Consider the following 16,922-nt stretch of genomic DNA (forward strand, 5'->3'; position numbering starts at 1 on the left):
CGCGCGCATATTGCCGTGGGCAAATCCGAAGACCCAGGCGAGGACAAACACGGCGCGCCCGAGGTCGACCCTCTGCAACAGCCCGCGCGCCTCGATGCGTGCCGTCGCTGCGCGTTATGGCACGGCGCGACGCAAGCGGTGCCTGGCGCCGGGCCGCGCCACGCGCCGATCATGATGGTCGGCGAGCAGCCCGGCGACAGCGAGGACCGCGCGGGCAAACCGTTCGTCGGGCCGGCAGGGCAACTACTCGACGATGCGCTCTCTGAAGCCGGCGTCAAACGCACGGACGTCTTCGTGACCAACGCGGTCAAGCACTTCAAGTGGGAACCGCGCGGCAAGCGGCGGATGCATAAAACGCCCGCGCAACGCGAGATTGCCGCGTGTCGCTACTGGCTGGAGAAGGAACTGGCGAGCGTCGGACCGGTTGTAGTCGTCGCGCTTGGCGCGACCGCATTGAAAGCCGTGCTCGAAACGCGCGGTACGCCGCTGCGCGAAGTGATCGGCCAGGTGCTCGAACATGATGGGCGCTATGTGATTCCGACGTGGCACCCTTCGTTCGCGCTGCGCGCCCCCGACCGCACGACGCGCGAACGCGTGTATGCGGACATCGTGCAGGCGCTGCAGGCAGCGGGCCAGCTCGCACGCGATGCCGCCGGGCATCGTCGCTAGGCAGTCGCGCGTAATGCGTCCGGCCCCACGTCTTTCTTCGCGTCTCCGACTATTACTGCAAAATCGCGCCCGACCGTGTACGGTAGCGGGTTGTTACGAATAGAAGACTCAGTCGCCCGGGTATGCCGTGCACGCAGTCGCCATCGGCGAAACGCAGACGGCCGCGTAATTGGCGGTCCAGTCGAGCTTCTCTGTCACTGCCACGGCATATTGCAACTCAGGGCTGCTTTCGTAGGCGATGAACGACGAGCAAACGACCGCGGACAGCACGACCAACGAAAATGCAATCTTTTCAAATACTTGATACTGATGCGGCATGACGATTCTCAATTTTTGGCAAGCATCGCCATTCTATCTCAAATAAGGGTTTTTACCTAGGGGTTTCCCTAGGTGCACTATCTGCAGGTCTTTTTGTTGCTTTCGCCCACCCCGGGCTGACTAAAAAAGGAGTCGATATGAAGAAAGCGTTTTCCCAAGCTTTGATCGCAGTCGCCGTGCTGGCCGCCGCGAGCGCCCATGCGCAGGTCGCCGGCACGCAGACGCTCGGCGTCAGTGTCCAGCAGTCGCAGGCGCTGCTGCAAGGCTGGAGCGCCAAGAAGGGCATCCTCGGCAAGCCGGTGTATAACGATTCGAACGAGAAAATCGGTTCGATTTTCGATCTCGTGATCGCCCCGGACGGCTCGCTCTCGGCTGCGGTCATCTCGACGGGCGGCTTTCTCGGCGTCGGCTCGCACAATGTCGCCGTGCCGATTCAGGCATTCGATCTGAAGAACGGCAACTTCTATCTGCCGGGCGCGACGAAAGAGGCGCTGAAGGCGACGCCGGCATTCGAATACAGCAAGGTCGAGAAGCCGAAGAAGCCGCAGAAGATCCAGTCGCCGCAGTAAGTTTTCATTTACACTCCCCGCTCGTGCGCGCCGGCTGGCGCGCTTTCCCGTTAGCCGTCTGTCGGACTTGGGCCGCTCACCCGGCCGTCCGCATGCTGTACCGCGCGGTGCACGACGCGGTGCACGCATGAGGCACCGCCGATTTCGCCCGGCACCACAACAACGCGATGAACGAGCCGTCACCACCGCAGCCCGCCTCCCCGCAGTCCGCCACTTCGTCCGACCGCCCTCGCGACATCAACCCCGGTTTGCCCGCTGGCGACGGCGCGAGCGAACGCCTGCCGAAAAGCGGCGCGTTCCAGCGCTTCTGGTGCACGCGTGTGCTGTCCTCGCTGTCGTTCCAGATGCTCGCGGTCGCCATGGGCTGGCATATCTATGCGCTCACGAAAAGCGCGTTCGCGCTCGGCATCGTCGGGCTCGCGCAATTCCTGCCGATGTTCATGCTGACGCTCGTCGTCGGGCACGTGGCCGACCGCTACGACCGTCGACGCATTGCCGCGATGTGCCAGACGATCGAATGCGCGGCTGCCGCGATCTTCGCGCTCGGCACTTACGGCGGCTGGATCGACGCGCCGATCATCTATGTGCTTGCCGCATGCGTCGGCGCCGCGCGAGCGTTCGAGGGCCCGGCTATTGCCTCGCTCTTGCCGGCCGTCGTGTCGCGCGCCGACTTGCCGCGCGCGACTGCATGGTCGACTTCGGCAAACCAGGCGGCACAAATCATCGGCCCCGCGCTCGGAGGGCTGTTGTACGGCATCGGCGCCGGGCCGGCTTATCTTGGTTGCGCGCTGTCGTTCGCCGCGGCCGTGTTACTCGTCTCGAGCATTCCGCTGCATGCGAAGCCCGCGACACGCCCTCCGGTCACGCTCGAGTCGGTATTCTCGGGTATCCGCTTTATCTTCCGCGAGCCGGTCATTCTCGGCGCGCTGTCGCTCGATCTGTTCGCGGTGCTGTTCGGCGGCGCGACCGCGCTGCTGCCCGTCTTCGCACGCGATTTCCTCGACACGGGGCCGCTCGGCCTCGGTCTGCTGCGCTCCGCGTCGGCCGTCGGCGCGCTCGCCGGGACGTTGTGGCTCGCGCGCTTCCCGTTGAAGAACCGTCCCGGCTTCGCGATGTTCTGCGGCGTGATCGTGTTCGGTGTCGCAACAGCCGTGTTCGGTCTGTCGCATCAGTACATCGTGTCGCTGCTTGCGCTCGTGGTGCTCGGCGCGTCCGACGTCATCAGCGTCGTCGTGCGGCTGTCGCTTGTGCAGTTGCGCACGCCCGACGAGATGCTCGGGCGCGTGAGCGCGGTCAACTCGCTCTTTATCGGCACGTCCAATCAGCTCGGCGAATTCGAATCAGGCGTGACGGCCGGCTGGTGGGGTGCGCGGCGCGCGGTGCTGGCGGGCGGCATCGCGACGATCGCCGTCGCAATGCTGTGGATGCGCCTGTTTCCGGACTTGAGACGAACGCGTTCGCTCGAGCGCGACGGCGAACATCGCGCAGGGTGAGCCCGTTTAGCCCGTCGCAACGCGAACCGGTGCCGATACGCCGTAGAAATGCCGCATGAACGCTGCGCGCCAGGAACGAAGTCTGCTTGACGACCTCGTCACCTGTCTCTTCGAGGAGGCGCAGATGCACTCACTCCGTTCGACCCTGTTCCGCGCAACTGTGGCTGGCGTGACGCTGGCTTTGCTGGTGCCGGCCATCGCGCGCGCCGACGATGCGCCTAGCCCGTGCGCCGCGCTCAAACGGATCGTCGCGGCGGCTCCCGGCGGATTCGCGCAGTTGTCGCCCGCGGATGGCCGCGGCGTCGCGCAGCCGTACGGCGACGATGCGCAATGCAGCGGCTCGCACGCGAGCTATCAATGCGTATGGACGCCGCATGGCGACGCCGGTTCGAGCGCGACGGCGTTGCAGGCCGTCGCGGCCGATATCGCGTCGTGCCTGCCGGACGCGACACACGATGTGAATTCGCCGGCGCGGCAGCATTTCTATATCGGCGCGCGCGACGCGCGGACGCAAATTACGGCGGCCACCGCCGGTGCGAACAAGCTCAAGCTCGTGGTGTCGGGCCAGTAGCGGTGCGGCTTGCTCGTGCGATTGCTATGCGCGTTCGTTTCGCCGCCCGGGTAGCCCGCTCACTGTACCCGGTACCAGACGCGGATGCCCGAATACCAGTGACTGACGCTCGTATCGTCGCCGGAGCCGAATGTCGACAGGCTTTCCACGTTGATGACGTCGACACCGCGTTCCGCGAGCCACGCATTTGCGCGCCCGACGAGCGCTGCCGCGTTCTCGTACACGTGCCCTTTGATCAGATGGCGCTCGACAACCCGCCGCTCGAAATCTTCGAATGCGATTCTCGTCATCGTGAGTCTCCGGTTTGGCGTGTCTTCCGGTCCCATACTGGCTGATAGTGTCAGCCAGTCCCAAGGGCAGCGGGCCGGAATTCGAGTCTAACAAAGCTAATGCGCGACTCGCCCAGCTCGGGCGGATCGCTCGTTGCTGGTCCGCTGTTTGCTGATCGATCAGGACCAGCTTCCACGGAGATCGGCAAAATGAATCAGACGACCACGCAGCCAGGCGGCGACATCGAGCATCCGACGCAGCCTAAACACAACGACAACGAAAAGAGCAAGATGCCCGAGCGCAACGATCAGAACCGCAAGCAGGCCCCGTCGGACAAGCCGGGTAAAAAGCCGGGCGAAGGCGAAACGCCGGTAGGCTGAACGCCCATGAAAAGACGGCGGCCCGGTCATACCGTGGCCGCCGTCTTTTTGGATCTTATCGATGCGTGTTGCGGGCGCATGACGCCCTCGCGCCGTTTATGCAAAGCGGCGCCCTTGCATCAAGGTTCGTCGCGCAGATACCCGACCTTCGACGGGTCGCGCATGCGGAACGACACAAGCCCCGCGATCGCGCACAGCACGGTTACGTACCAGTAGAACATCGACTCGCTGCCGGCCTGCTTGAGCCACAGCGCGACATACTCGGCGGAGCCGCCGAAGATCGCATTGGCGACCGCATACGAGAGCCCGACGCCCAGCGCGCGCACTTCAGGCGGAAACATTTCCGCCTTGATCAGACCGCTGATCGACGTGTAGAAGCTCACGATCGCAAGCGCCGCCACGACGAGCACGAACGCCATATACGGGCTCGTCACATCCTTGAGCGCATGCAGCAGCGGCACCGTGCCGATGGTTGCGAAGAAGCCGAACAGGATCATCGACTGGCGGCGGCCGATGCGGTCCGACAGCGCGCCGAACAGCGGTTGCATCAGCATGTAGGCGAGCAGCGCGACCGTCATCACATTGCTTGCGGTCTTCGCGTTCATGTGTGCCGTGTTCACGAGGTACTTCTGCATATAGGTCGTGAACGTGTAGAAGATCAGCGAGCCGCCCGCGGTGAAGCCGATCACCGTGAGGAATGCGCCCTTGTGCTTCCACATGCCGGCGAGCGTGCCCGCGTCGCTGCGCTGACGGCTCGCCGCCGTCGACGTTTCGTCGAGCGACTTGCGCAGATACAGCGCGACAAGCGCGGCGAGAGCGCCGACCACGAATGGCACGCGCCAGCCCCATGCCTTGAGCTCGTCGGTGGTCAGCGTCTGTTGCAGGATCACGAGCACGAGCAGCGCGCACAGCTGGCCGCCGATCAGCGTCACGTACTGGAACGACGCGAAAAAGCCGCGCCGGCCCTGCAGGGCGACTTCACTCATGTACGTCGCGCTCGTGCCGTATTCGCCGCCCACAGAGAGCCCCTGGAACAGGCGCGCCACGAGCAGCAGCGCCGGCGCAAGCACGCCGATCTCCGCATACGGCGGCAGCACGGCAATGACGAGCGAGCCGCCGCACATCATGAACACCGACACCATCATCGCAAAGCGCCGGCCGCGCTTGTCGGCAAGGCGTCCGAAGAACCAGCCGCCGATCGGGCGCATCAGGAAGCCCGCGGCGAACACGCCGGCGGTGTTGAGCAGCTGGGTTGTCGTATCGCCCTTCGGAAAGAACGCGGGCGCGAAATACAGCGCGCAGAACGAGTAGACGTAGAAGTCGAACCACTCGACGAGATTGCCCGATGAGGCGCCGACGATGGCGAAGATACGCCGGCGCGTATCGTGTGCTGGAGTGAAAACAGTCTGGTCGACCATGATGCTTTGTCTGTCCCTTGTTGGAATGAATATGACCGGCGGCGGCGCGCGTTTATTTTAACTTTCAGTTTTCATCGGTCACCCGTGCGACGTTCATATAAATGAAAGCTGTCGCAGGGTCCGTATGTTATCGGATATCGGCATGCGCCGGGAGGGAAATAGCGTGGATGCGCGGTTAAAAGTGGCGCCTGGGCGCGCAACTGTGGCGCAACCGGCGGGGTGCCGCCCGTGCGGGAAATCCCGTCAGACACGCCATTGCGAGGATCAGATCCAACGAAAAAGGCCAGCCCGGTAAGGCTGGCCCTCAAAAAACTAATCGATTAGCAAATGTAATTTAAAAGAAAGAATAGAAAGAGCTTCAGATCCTCACTGTCGGCGCCGTGTAACGGCATTCATAGCGCTTGCGCACGGTCCCGTTCTCGTCGACGCTTTCGAGAAACACATCGAATTGCCACAGCCGCGCCATGTGCTTCAGCACTTCGTCGCTGTCGCTGGACAGATGACGGTTGTCGCTCATGAAGTGCCGCAGCGTGAGACTGCGGTCGCCGCGCGTATTGACCGACCACACCTGAATGTTCGGTTCGCGATGGTGAATGTCGTATTGCCGCGACAACGCCTGCCGGACGTACTGATAGCCGCTGTCGTCGTGAATCGCGGACACCTCGAGCGCATCGCGCATGTCGTCGTCGAGCACCGAGAAGAGCCGCATTTCGCGGATCAGATGCGGCGACAGGTACTGCGCGACAAAGCTCTCGTCCTTGAAGTTGCGCATCGCGTAGTGCATGGCCGGCAGCCATGGGCTGCCCGCCAGCTCCGGGAACCAGCGCCGATCTTCTTCAGTCGGGTTCTCGCAGATGCGGCGAATGTCGCTCATCATCGAAAAGCCGAGTGCGTACGGATTGATGCCGCTGTAGTACGGCTTCGTCACGGGCGGCTGGTAGACCACGTTGCTGTGCGAGTGCAGGAACTCCATCATGAAGCCGTCTTCGAGCTTGCCCTCGTTGTACATCGTGTTGAGCAGCGTGTAATGCCAGAACGTCGCCCAGCCTTCGTTCATCACCTGCGTCTGGCGCTGCGGATAGAAGTACTGACCTATCTTGCGCACGATGCGAATGACTTCGCGTTCCCACGGCTCGAGCAGCGGCGCGTTCTTTTCCGCGAAATACAGCAGGTTCTCCTGCGGCTCGGGCGGATAACGCCCCTCCTCTTCCTCGGGCAGCTGGATCTGCCTGCTCGGCAGCGTGCGCCACAATTCATTGACCTGCGACTGCAGATAAGCCTCGCGCTCGCGACGCGCTTCGAGTTCCTTTTGCAGCGACAGCTTTTGCGGCCGCTTGTAACGGTCCACGCCGTAGTTCATGAGCGCGTGGCACGAGTCGAGCAACTCTTCGACGCGGTCGAGCCCATAGCGCTCTTCGCAATCGGCAATGTAGTTCTTCGCGTACACGAGATAATCGATGATCGCGTGCGCATCGGTCCACAGGCGGAACAGATAGTTTCCCTTGAAGAACGAGTTATGGCCGTACGCCGCATGCGCGATGACGAGCGCCTGCATCGTCATCGTGTTCTCTTCCATCAGGTACGCGATACACGGGTTCGAATTGATGACGATCTCATAGGCGAGACCCATCTGCCCGCGCCGGTAGCTCTTTTCGGTCGACAGAAAGTGCTTGCCGAACGACCAGTGACGGTAGTTGACGGGCATGCCGACCGACGCGTAGGCATCCATCATCTGCTCGGAGCTGATCAGCTCGAGCTGGATCGGGTACACGTCGAGTTCGTATTGCTCCGCAACATGCGAGATATGTGTGTCGTACTCTTCGATCAGTTCGAAGGTCCAGTCGGACGGGCACGGCAACGGCCGTCTGTCGGCTACGTTCATACGGACTTCCCTTTGCCCGATGCTGGGCGCCCCGGTTTGTCCCTGTGCTTGACCGGCTTCACGTGGCCCGCTTTTTCCGGCGTCGGGTACGTAGACCTTATGAACGCCGGTGTCGGCATGCTCCACCTTGTCGCCTGTCTGCTCGCCTTTCTTGCGCTCCGGCTCGTAGCCGCGCGCCTCGTTGTGCAAATGTCGCGTCGTCATACTTCCACGTGCTTCTCGAACAGTTCACGGAACACCGGATAAATATCCGCGGCTGTCTCGACCTTCTTCATCGCCAGATGCGGCACGGTCTGCGCAAGCTGCGCATACTCGACCCACAGGTTCTGTTCTTCAGGCGTAACCTGAATATAAGCAAAATACCGCACCTTCTCGAGAATATCATCTGCGAGGATCTTGCGGCATTTGGGCGAATCATCGGTCCAGTTGTCGCCATCCGACGCCTGCGCGCCGTAAATATTCCATTCAGTGGGTGAATAGCGCTCGTCGAGTATCTTCTGCATCAACTCGAGCGCGCTCGATACGACCGTCCCGCCGCTTTCGGTCGAATGAAAAAACGTGTCTTCGTCGACTTCCTCCGCACGCGTGTGATGGCGGATAAACACGACCTCGATCCGCTCGTAGTTCCGCTTCAGGAACAGGTACAGCAGGATGAAAAAGCGCTTGGCGAGATCCTTGCGCTGCTCGTCCATCGAACCCGACACATCCATCAGACAAAACATCACGGCCTGGCTCGACGGCTGCGGCTGCTTCACGCGGTTCACGTAGCGCAGATCGAACGGATCGATGAACGGAATGCGCCAGATGCGACCACGCAGATGGTGGATCTCTTCCTCGAGCAGCTTGATCTCGTCGCGACGATCGGCCGGGTCGGCCTTCATCTCTTCGAGCTGCTGTTCGAGATCATGCAATTCGTTGACGAGCGGCGCGCCGAGCGCGATGCGCCGGCCGAGCGCGCTGCGCAGCGAACGCACCACGTCGATGTTGTTCGGCGTGCCCTCGGCGGCCCAGCCCGCACGGATGCTCTTCCATGTCGGCACCGCGAGCAGATGCGTCTTGACGAGGCGCGGCAGTTCGAGGTCGTCGAAGAAATACTGCATGAATTCCTCGCGCGACAGCTCGAACACGAAATCGTCCTGCCCTTCGCCTTCGTTGCTCGCGCTGCTTCCGCCGCCGCCACCGCCGCCCCCTTGCGGACGCGGAATCTTGTCGCCGCGGATGTAATCGGAATTGCCGGGATGGACGAGTTCGCGCCTGCCGCCCGGACCATGCCGGAACGACGGTTCAGCGATGTCCTTGCGGGGAATCGTGATGCTCTGCGTGCTTTGAATGTCCTTGATACTGCGGTCACGCACCGCGTCGGACACGGCGCGCCGAATGTAACTCTTTACGCGACGCAAAAAACGTTCGCGGTTTGCGATGCTCTTGTTCTTGCCAGCCAACCTGCGGTCGATGATTTGATGAAGCACACCGGGTCTCCCGCTTCGATGTCGAACACGCAAGACGCAAGTTGTGCATGCAACCTCAGGTCCATGCCGCTTGCGACTTGCAAGGGGCCCGCGCGGCGCCGTTCGGAAAACCCGCGCCGCGCGGGCTGTGCGTGCCGCGTGTCATGACGACTTGCGCACGCGCAGATACCAGTCACACAAGAGCCGTACCTGCTTGGGCGTATAACCTTTCGTGACCATCCGGTTGACGAAATCCTCGTGCTTGCGCTGCTCCTCCGCCGACCCTTTCGCATTGAACGAAATGACCGGCAAAAGTTCTTCCGTGTTCGAGAACATCTTCTTTTCGATCACGACGCGCAGCTTCTCGTAGCTGATCCAGGCGGGATTCTTGCCACCGTTCGCCGCACGCGCGCGCAGCACGAAGTTGACGATCTCGTTGCGGAAGTCCTTGGGGTTGCTGATGCCCGCGGGCTTCTCGATCTTCTCCAGTTCCGCGTTCAACGCGGCGCGGTCGAAGCTCTCTCCGGTGTCATGATCGCGGAACTCCTGATCCTGAATCCAGAAGTCCGCATACGTGACATAGCGGTCAAAGATGTTTTGACCATACTCGGAATACGACTCCAGATACGCGGTCTGGATTTCCTTGCCGATGAACTCGGCATAACGCGATGCCAATACATCCTTAATGAACGACAGATACTTCTGTTCGGTTTCCGGCGGGAACTGCTCGCGCTCGATCTGCTGTTCGAGTACGTACATCAGATGCACCGGATTGGCCGCGACTTCCGTCGTATCGAAGTTGAACACACGTGACAAGATCTTGAACGCAAAGCGCGTCGAGACACCAGTCATCCCTTCGTCAACACCTGCGAAGTCGCGATATTCCTGGTATGACTTCGCTTTCGGGTCTGTGTCCTTCAGATTCTCGCCGTCGTACACCTGCATCTTTGAGAAGAGGCTCGAGTTCTCTGGCTCCTGCAAACGCGTTAACACCGACATCTGCGCCATCATCTTCAGCGTGCCGGGCGCGCAGACCGCATTCGCAAGCGACGAGTTGCGCAGCAACTTCTCATAGATTTTCATTTCTTCCGAGTAGCGCAGGCAGTACGGCACCTTCACGACGAAGATACGGTCCAGCAACGCCTCGTTGTTGCGGTTGTTGCGGAATGCTTTCCACTCGGACTCGTTCGAGTGCGCGAGAATCACACCGTCGAACGGTATCGCGCCGAACCCTTCCGTGCCCTTGAAGTTACCCTCCTGCGTGGCGGTGAGCAGCGGGTGCAGCACCTTGATCGGCGCCTTGAACATTTCGACGAACTCGAGCAAGCCCTGATTCGCGAGGCACAGGCCACCGGAATAGCTGTATGCATCCGCATCGTCCTGCGCGTATTGCTCGAGCTTGCGGATGTCGACCTTGCCGACCAGTGACGAAATGTCCTGATTGTTTTCGTCGCCAGGCTCGGTCTTCGCGATGCCGATCTGCCGAAGGATCGACGGATAGCGGCGCACCACGCGGAATTTACGGATATCGCCGTTGTATTCGTGCAGACGCTTGACCGCCCACGGGCTCAGGATACTTTTGAGGTAACGGCGTGGAATGCCGTACTGCTCCTCGAGAATCGGGCCGTCTTCGTCATAATCGAACAGACCGAGCGGCGATTCGTTGACGGGCGAACCCTTGATCGAATAGAACGGCACGCGTTCCATCAACTGCTTGAGACGCTCTGCTATGGAAGACTTGCCCCCGCCCACCGGCCCCAGCAGATAGAGAATCTGCTTCTTTTCTTCGAGCCCCTGAGCAGCGTGCCTGAAGTAGGCGACGACCTGCTCGATCACGTCTTCCATTCCGTAGAACTCACGGAACGCGGGGTATACCTTGATGACCTTGTTCGCGAAGATCCGCGACATGCGCGGGTCGTTACGCGTATCGATCTGTTCAGGCTCTCCGATTGCCGTCAACATGCGCTCGCCAGCAGTGGCGTACGCGGCGGGATTGTCTTTGCAGAGCGCGAGGTACTCTTCGAGCGAAAATTCCTCCTCTCTCGTTTTCTCGAAGCGGGTCGCGAAACTGCTGTAGATATCCATGCTACCTCCTCGCCGAAGTCTGGAACGATGTCGTGCGCGGCGCGCTATCAGGAAACGCCATCGTTCGAATTCATCCTAAACCCTTTTATATTTTTTTTCACGAACTACGTTAAGAAAACACGTCAAACCAAGTACGGACAAGCTTCACTTGTAGACGCCGTTTCGGTCACCTACAATCTCGGGCCGCTCGCGACAATCGAAGCGCGAATCATGCGGCCTTCCTTGCCAACTGCGCTGCGAACACCGGGCCAACAGTGCTGCCAACAGCTACGAGCAGCTACCAGCAGCGAACTCATGCTCGCTGCTGCTGCACGCAGTTGCGTGATGCGTTGCATGCAACGTACCTCAAACTGCGTTTGCGTGCGCGATTGCGCGCAGCAAGCACTTCCATCATCGATTCCGCGCGCGGCAACGTGTTTGCCCGGAGCATGCGTCTAGCGCATGCGCTGCTGCGTCGACCGCGTTACACGCGTTACGTTTCCGGCACATTCGCAAACTCGTCCGGTGTGCGCCGTGTGGCGCCACACATTGCGGCGCACCGTAGGCGGCCGGCGAGCCGCGCAATGTTGTCTGCCGCTCCCACCGCTTGCGATGCTGATTACGTTAACGTGCGCGACGCTGTAAACGACGACATTGCAACGCGCTGTTACACGTTTGTGCACGCCGACTATTCGGCCCCGCATACCTGATTTCGTTCAACATCGGCTGACAATGTTTCATGGTGCGCGTGTACGAACGTACACGATGCAGGTCATATGTCGCATTGCAGTTTTTCCGTCCGTCCTTCGCGCTTTTGACCATCGGCGCGCCCAGCGCCGATACCCGCGTCGGCCGCATGGCCGGCACACGAGATTCGCGGCGACGCTCACCTGTGCGCGTCGCCGCACGCCGATCGCTGCTGTTGTGCGTTCCATCGGGCCTCTCGCCTGTATGACGGTTTGTCGGAGCGGCATCTGAATCGGTAGATACACCGCGGCCGGGGTGCCGTTCGTCGCAAATCTGTCGCAGGTCTGTCGTGAATCGGAACACGGCACGTCATCGTCGCCCTCAATGAAGCCGATAGGCGATGCAACGCGCACAAAATACTTTCAGCGGCAAAGGAGAGTGCGTTTCAGACCAGTTCGACTTCGACTTCGCCAAGGCCGTCGATATGTCCGCGCACCGTACCCGGTGCGCCGATCATGTGCGCGCCGACGTACGAACCGGTTGTAATCGTCCAGGACGGCTCGATCGTGATGCTCATCGCCGCACAATGGTTGACGAACCAGACGAGCAGTTCGCGCGGATCGCCAGCGGGATTGCCGGGCGCGTCCGGCACGAGCGATGCGCCGTCGAACGTCAGTTCGAGCTCGGGAGAAACGAAGTCGAAACCGCGCGCGAAGCCCGCATAGCTGACCGGATGGCCGGTCACGAGCGCGCCGTTGTTCTGTGCATCGGCAAGCTGCGCGAGCGGCGCGACATTCGGCCATTCGGCGAAGCGGCTATCGACGATTTCGATGGCGGGCAACACGGTGCCGACGAGCGCCAGCACTTCGTCGCGCGCATAGGTCTGAGCGCGCGGAGCGACGGGTTCGGCAAAACGGAACGCAACTTCGAGTTCGATCAGCACACGAAAGAACGACTGGTGCTCGATGCGCGCCGGCGACGCGAACGTGAGCGGCGCCGGAATCGGCGCACCCGACGCGTCGCCGCCCGGCGAACGGGCACCGATTTTCCAGGCGCCGGTCGCGCACCCGAGGCCGTCGAGTACGGCCTGCTGGATCGCGTACGCGGTTGCCGCGTCAGGCGGCAGGCAACCCGAAGGCAGCGATTCGATGGCGCGGTGCTGGCGGCGCGCCGAGATCAGGCGTTGCGCGAGGTCTTGTTGCGTCATGGCGTTCCTTTCTGGCTGTCATGCTTGAACCCGATGCTTGAACCCGATGCTTCTACCCGATGACTAAACCCGGTGCTTAACCGCGGAATTCGCAACTACAGCGTCGAACGGCGATGCTCAACGGCTGTATCGAACGGAAAACCGATGCTAAACGACATACGCCTGGTCTGGCTCGAGTCCGTAAACGCAGAAGCGCACGCAAATGAAGAAACGCCGCCGCTTTTCGCGGATTATGAACGCCTTCCGGTGCCGGTCCGGGTCCGCATTCATGCCGGTCGGGACGCTTGCAGACACGCGTGACAGTTACAAACGAAGCGCAACGCGACTCGTTTAGCAACTTGCGTACACGCGCCGATGGAAACACTCGAGCACCGTGCCCGCCAATGTACCGGAACAATTTCGCGGCGGGTCGATTTGGGTGTAGAGAATGCCAAAAGGATCATGACGCCGACGGTTCGACGGTGAGGAACGGTTCGGCGCGAAAACCGGTGCCGGCGCATAGGCGCGGGCTATTGCCTGTCGACTAGCGGCTTTCGGCAAAGCCGTATGGAGCGGCGTCCGGGTGCGACGCCGACCGTTGCGCAAACGGCAACAAGCCGGCCGTCATGGAACCGATTTAACGCGACGCCGCCCACGACCGCGTCAAATTGCGCAAGAAACGCCCAACCCGAACGCGTGCGCCTTAAAACGTCTCCCAATCCTGCTCCGCTGCGCTCGCGCCGGCGGTCTGCGCAGCCGCACCCGAAGCGATGGGCATCGAGGGCGTGACGCGGCTTTCATGGTGCATTGCGGGGGAAGCGCCGGCGGGCACGACCCGGCGTGCAGCGGCCTTGTGTACGCCCTTCTGCACGCCCTTGTGCACTGCGCGCTGCGGCACCGCGTTTTGCACGGCCGGCCTGTGCGCGGCCGAAGCGGGCGTCGCCATCGCCTTGGCGCGCGCCGCGCTGCTGCCAGCAGCATCGGCGGCGCCCTCCTCGATGTCGAACACGGCGACTGCGCCGCGCAGTTTCTGCGCCTGGTCTTCGAGCGACTGTGCCGCAGCGGCGGCCTCTTCGACGAGCGCCGCGTTCTGCTGTGTCGCTTCGTCCATCTGCGCGACCGCGCGTGCCACCTGGTCGATGCCGCCGCTCTGTTCGGACGAAGCCGCGGCGATCTCGCCCATGATGTCGGTCACACGTTGCACCGCACCGATGATTTCGGTCATCGTGCGGCCCGCTTCGTCGACGAGCGCCGAGCCTGACTGCACGCGATCGACCGACGTGTCGATCAATTCCTTGATCTCCTTCGCCGCCGCCGACGAGCGTTGCGCGAGGCTGCGCACCTCGCCCGCGACCACCGCGAAGCCGCGCCCTTCTTCGCCCGCGCGCGCCGCTTCGACAGCCGCGTTCAGCGCGAGAATATTGGTCTGGAACGCGATGGCTTCGATGATCGTGATGATGTCGGCGATCTTCGCCGAGCTCTGATTGATTTCGCCCATCGTGCCGACCACCTGGCCGACCACGCCGCTGCCCTTGTTCGCGATCTCCGATGCATTCGCGGCCAGCGCGCTCGCCTGGCGCGCATTTTCGGCGTTCTGCTTCACGGTGCCGGTCAGTTGCTCCATGCTCGCGGCCGTTTGCTGCAACGCCGACGCCTGTTCCTCGGTGCGCGACGACAAATCGATGTTGCCGGCTGCGATCTCGCGCGTTGCGGTGGCGATCGAGTCGCTGCCCGAGCGGACCGTACGCACCGTCGCGATCAGGCTCTTCTGCATCTTTGCGATGCCTGCGATCAGTTGCCCCATCTCGTCGCGCGATTTCGCGACGACCGGCCGGCGCAGCTCGCCGGCGGCGATCGCGTCGAAGTGGTCGAGCGCCTCGGCAAGCGGGCGCGCGATCGCGCGGCGCAGCGTCAGGTACGAGAGGAATGCCGCGATCATGCCGGCGACGAGCGCCGCGATGCTGACGACACGGAACGTGTTGAAACTCGACTGCGATGCGTCGAAGCCGGTCTGCGCCTGTTCGAACTGGATCTTGCGCAGATCGGCCGCCGCGTTCGCCATATCGTTGTAGGCAACCTGCAAGCGGTTCGCACCGTCGACGAGCTTGCCCTGATCGTTCGCGATAATGGTCGCGGCGAACGCGTCGATCGCCTGATAGTACGTTTCGCGCTTTGCTGCCACGCCCTGCGCAACCCGGTCCTCGCCGGCTTCGCGCGGCAGCGCGAGATACTGCTTCCAGCCCTCCTCGGCGAGGCCATGCAGCATGCGCGCGCGGTCGATCGTCGCCTTCGCCGCGGGCGTGCCGATCTGCAGCGCCGCGCGGTCGAGCGCCAGGCGTTCGCGGCCCGCGTAAATCTCCGCCTTGTCGATCGCGGCCACCGACGGCATCGAATTGCGGTACATACCGGACAGCGCCTCGTTCGTGCGGTTCATGCCGAAGAGGCCAAGCGCACTGATGACAGCAAGCAGCGCGGCCAGAAAAGCCATCGCCACGCCAATCCGCGCCTTGATCGTAATGCCTTTGCTCATGTCGTTTGTCTCCTGTCGAGAGTGATGCTGCGTGCGCAGTCCTGGCGCCTTGATCCGAGACAGGATGAGACGCTCTGAGGTTGTTTACGACAGGCTTATAAAAATCTTGAAATTTTTATATGGTATGACGAATGCGCATGGCGCAATTGCAATTACTACAATTCGCGTACCTTAAATTGTAGTAATGACGACGCTCGATACACGAAGCGATGCTGCGTCAGGCGAAGCGTCGAGATGGAGCGGGCGCGAGAACCGAAGCGCGTACGGAGCGAAGCAAGGGTGCGGAAAGCCCGGCACGCGCCGTGATGCGATGCGTTGTACGCGCCTGCGACGCATTGCGCGGAAGCGTCGTGGTGCCGTGGTGCGTCGTCCCCCGCCTAGCGGCTTGCGTCGACTTCTTCGCGAGTGGGGATGGACGGCTGCGCGCCGGCGCGCGTCACGGAGATGGCCGCCGCGCGCTGCGCGAAGCGAATCGCGTCGTCGACTGGCACACGTTGCGCGAGTTGCGCGGCAAAGCCGCCAATGAAAGTATCGCCGGCGGCGGTCGTGTCGACGGCGGCCACGCGCGGCGCGGCAAAATGCGCGGGCGCGGCATCGCCGAGCGCCGCCAGTACGCCCTGCGCGCCGAGCGTGACGATGACGTTGCGCGCGCCGCCCTTGCGCAGCGACGCTGCGGCCGCAGCTGCTTCCTCGGGCGTGCGCACCGGCAGGCCCGTGAGCGTCGCCGCTTCGAGTTCGTTCGGAATCAGATAGTCGATCAGCGGCAGCCAGTGCGGCGGCAGCGGCCCGGTCGCGGGCGCCGGATTCAGCACGACGGTCTTGCCGAGCCGGTGCGCGGCTGCGAGCGCCGCCTCGACGGTTTGCGGCGGGGTTTCGAGCTGGCAGACCACCACCTCGGCGGCAGCCAGCACGGCCTCGTGACGCGCGATGGTCGCCGGCGTCACTTCCCCGTTGCTGCCGGCCACGATCACGATCGCATTCTGCGAGCCATCGTCGACGATGATCAGTGCGACACCGGTTGGCGCGCCAGTGCTCGTCTCGAGCGCCGCGCAGTCGATCCGCTCGGCCTCGAGGCCCTTGCGCAACTGCGTGCCGTTCGCATCGTTGCCGACGCAGCCCACCATCGCGACCTGTGCGCCAAGGCGCGCGGCGGCCACCGCCTGATTGCCGCCCTTGCCGCCCGGCACCTGGGCGAACGTGTGCCCGGCCAGCGTTTCTCCCGGCTGCGGCATGCGCGGCGCGCGCGCGACGAGGTCCATGTTGAGGCTGCCGACAACGGCTACGCGAGCGCCTGCTTCGTTTGATGCCACTGCTTGTCTCCTGAAATTCGATCAGCGATGGCGCCTTTGCGCCTGGTCTGGTGCCACGCGGCGCGGCAGCTTGCGCGTCTGCGCGTAGCTGGCGCGATGCGGCAGATCTGTCGGATCGGGGCCTCGC

General features: G+C 62.5%; 14 protein-coding genes. 5 read left to right on the forward strand and 9 right to left on the reverse strand.

The window, feature by feature from the left end:
• Window positions 1-15 precede the first annotated feature (15 nt).
• Window positions 16-669: a UdgX family uracil-DNA binding protein gene (locus QYH69_RS10240; protein ID WP_308831747.1), complete on the forward strand. Its 654-nt coding sequence runs from the start codon at window positions 16-18 to the stop codon at window positions 667-669.
• A 108-nt stretch (window positions 670-777) separates the two neighbouring features.
• Here QYH69_RS10240 and QYH69_RS10245 read toward each other — a convergent pair whose 3' ends face one another.
• Window positions 778-987 (reverse strand): hypothetical protein, encoded by a 210-nt coding sequence (locus tag QYH69_RS10245; protein WP_308831748.1) that lies wholly within the window; start codon window positions 985-987, stop codon window positions 778-780.
• A gap of 137 nt (window positions 988-1,124) precedes the next feature.
• Between QYH69_RS10245 and QYH69_RS10250 the strand changes: the two genes are divergently transcribed.
• The 3 genes from QYH69_RS10250 to QYH69_RS10260 all read left to right on the forward strand — a co-directional run bounded on the left by QYH69_RS10250 (window position 1,125) and on the right by QYH69_RS10260 (window position 3,620).
• A complete protein-coding gene (locus QYH69_RS10250) occupies window positions 1,125-1,556 on the forward strand; it encodes a PRC-barrel domain-containing protein (RefSeq protein WP_075157024.1) in 432 nt (143 codons plus the stop codon).
• 167 nt (window positions 1,557-1,723) lie between these two features.
• Window positions 1,724-3,049 carry an MFS transporter gene (locus QYH69_RS10255; RefSeq protein ID WP_308831749.1) on the forward strand — a complete coding sequence of 442 codons (1,326 nt, stop codon included), beginning with the start codon at window positions 1,724-1,726 and terminating at the stop codon, window positions 3,047-3,049.
• A gap of 124 nt (window positions 3,050-3,173) precedes the next feature.
• The gene (locus QYH69_RS10260; RefSeq protein WP_308831750.1) at window positions 3,174-3,620 is read left to right on the forward strand and encodes a hypothetical protein; all 447 of its coding nucleotides are present in this window, start codon (window positions 3,174-3,176) and stop codon (window positions 3,618-3,620) included.
• Between the two features lie 59 nt (window positions 3,621-3,679).
• Here the strand turns inward: QYH69_RS10260 and QYH69_RS10265 are convergent, their stop codons facing one another.
• Complete coding sequence (locus tag QYH69_RS10265; protein ID WP_308831751.1) at window positions 3,680-3,910, reverse strand: hypothetical protein; 231 nt, start codon at window positions 3,908-3,910, stop codon at window positions 3,680-3,682.
• 189 nt (window positions 3,911-4,099) lie between these two features.
• On the opposite strand from QYH69_RS10265, the gene QYH69_RS10270 reads away from it, so the two are divergent.
• The gene (locus QYH69_RS10270) at window positions 4,100-4,270 is read left to right on the forward strand and encodes a hypothetical protein (protein ID WP_308831752.1); all 171 of its coding nucleotides are present in this window, start codon (window positions 4,100-4,102) and stop codon (window positions 4,268-4,270) included.
• A 119-nt stretch (window positions 4,271-4,389) separates the two neighbouring features.
• Here QYH69_RS10270 and QYH69_RS10275 read toward each other — a convergent pair whose 3' ends face one another.
• From QYH69_RS10275 to rbsK, 7 genes are all read right to left on the reverse strand, one after another.
• Window positions 4,390-5,688, reverse strand: a complete 1,299-nt coding sequence (locus QYH69_RS10275; protein ID WP_308831753.1) for an MFS family transporter — start codon at window positions 5,686-5,688, stop codon at window positions 4,390-4,392.
• A gap of 358 nt (window positions 5,689-6,046) precedes the next feature.
• The gene (locus QYH69_RS10280; protein WP_308831754.1) at window positions 6,047-7,774 is read right to left on the reverse strand and encodes a SpoVR family protein; all 1,728 of its coding nucleotides are present in this window, start codon (window positions 7,772-7,774) and stop codon (window positions 6,047-6,049) included.
• Window positions 7,771-9,039, reverse strand: coding sequence for a YeaH/YhbH family protein (locus tag QYH69_RS10285; protein ID WP_308831755.1), 1,269 nt, complete (start codon window positions 9,037-9,039; stop codon window positions 7,771-7,773). The genes QYH69_RS10280 and QYH69_RS10285 overlap by 4 nt, the downstream gene beginning before the upstream one ends.
• Before the next feature lie 141 nt (window positions 9,040-9,180).
• Window positions 9,181-11,103, reverse strand: a complete 1,923-nt coding sequence (locus QYH69_RS10290) for a PrkA family serine protein kinase (protein WP_075157018.1) — start codon at window positions 11,101-11,103, stop codon at window positions 9,181-9,183.
• Window positions 11,104-12,214: 1,111 nt separating this feature from the next.
• Window positions 12,215-12,976: a hydratase gene (locus QYH69_RS10295; protein ID WP_308831756.1), complete on the reverse strand. Its 762-nt coding sequence runs from the start codon at window positions 12,974-12,976 to the stop codon at window positions 12,215-12,217.
• Between the two features lie 682 nt (window positions 12,977-13,658).
• Window positions 13,659-15,485: a methyl-accepting chemotaxis protein gene (locus tag QYH69_RS10300; protein ID WP_308831757.1), complete on the reverse strand. Its 1,827-nt coding sequence runs from the start codon at window positions 15,483-15,485 to the stop codon at window positions 13,659-13,661.
• A 377-nt stretch (window positions 15,486-15,862) separates the two neighbouring features.
• Window positions 15,863-16,795, reverse strand: a complete 933-nt coding sequence (gene rbsK / locus QYH69_RS10305) for a ribokinase (RefSeq protein ID WP_308831758.1) — start codon at window positions 16,793-16,795, stop codon at window positions 15,863-15,865.
• Window positions 16,796-16,922: the final 127 nt, after the last annotated feature.

Origin of the sequence: Paraburkholderia sp. SARCC-3016 (assembly GCF_031119615.1) — a bacterium.
Taxonomy (GTDB): domain Bacteria; phylum Pseudomonadota; class Gammaproteobacteria; order Burkholderiales; family Burkholderiaceae; genus Paraburkholderia.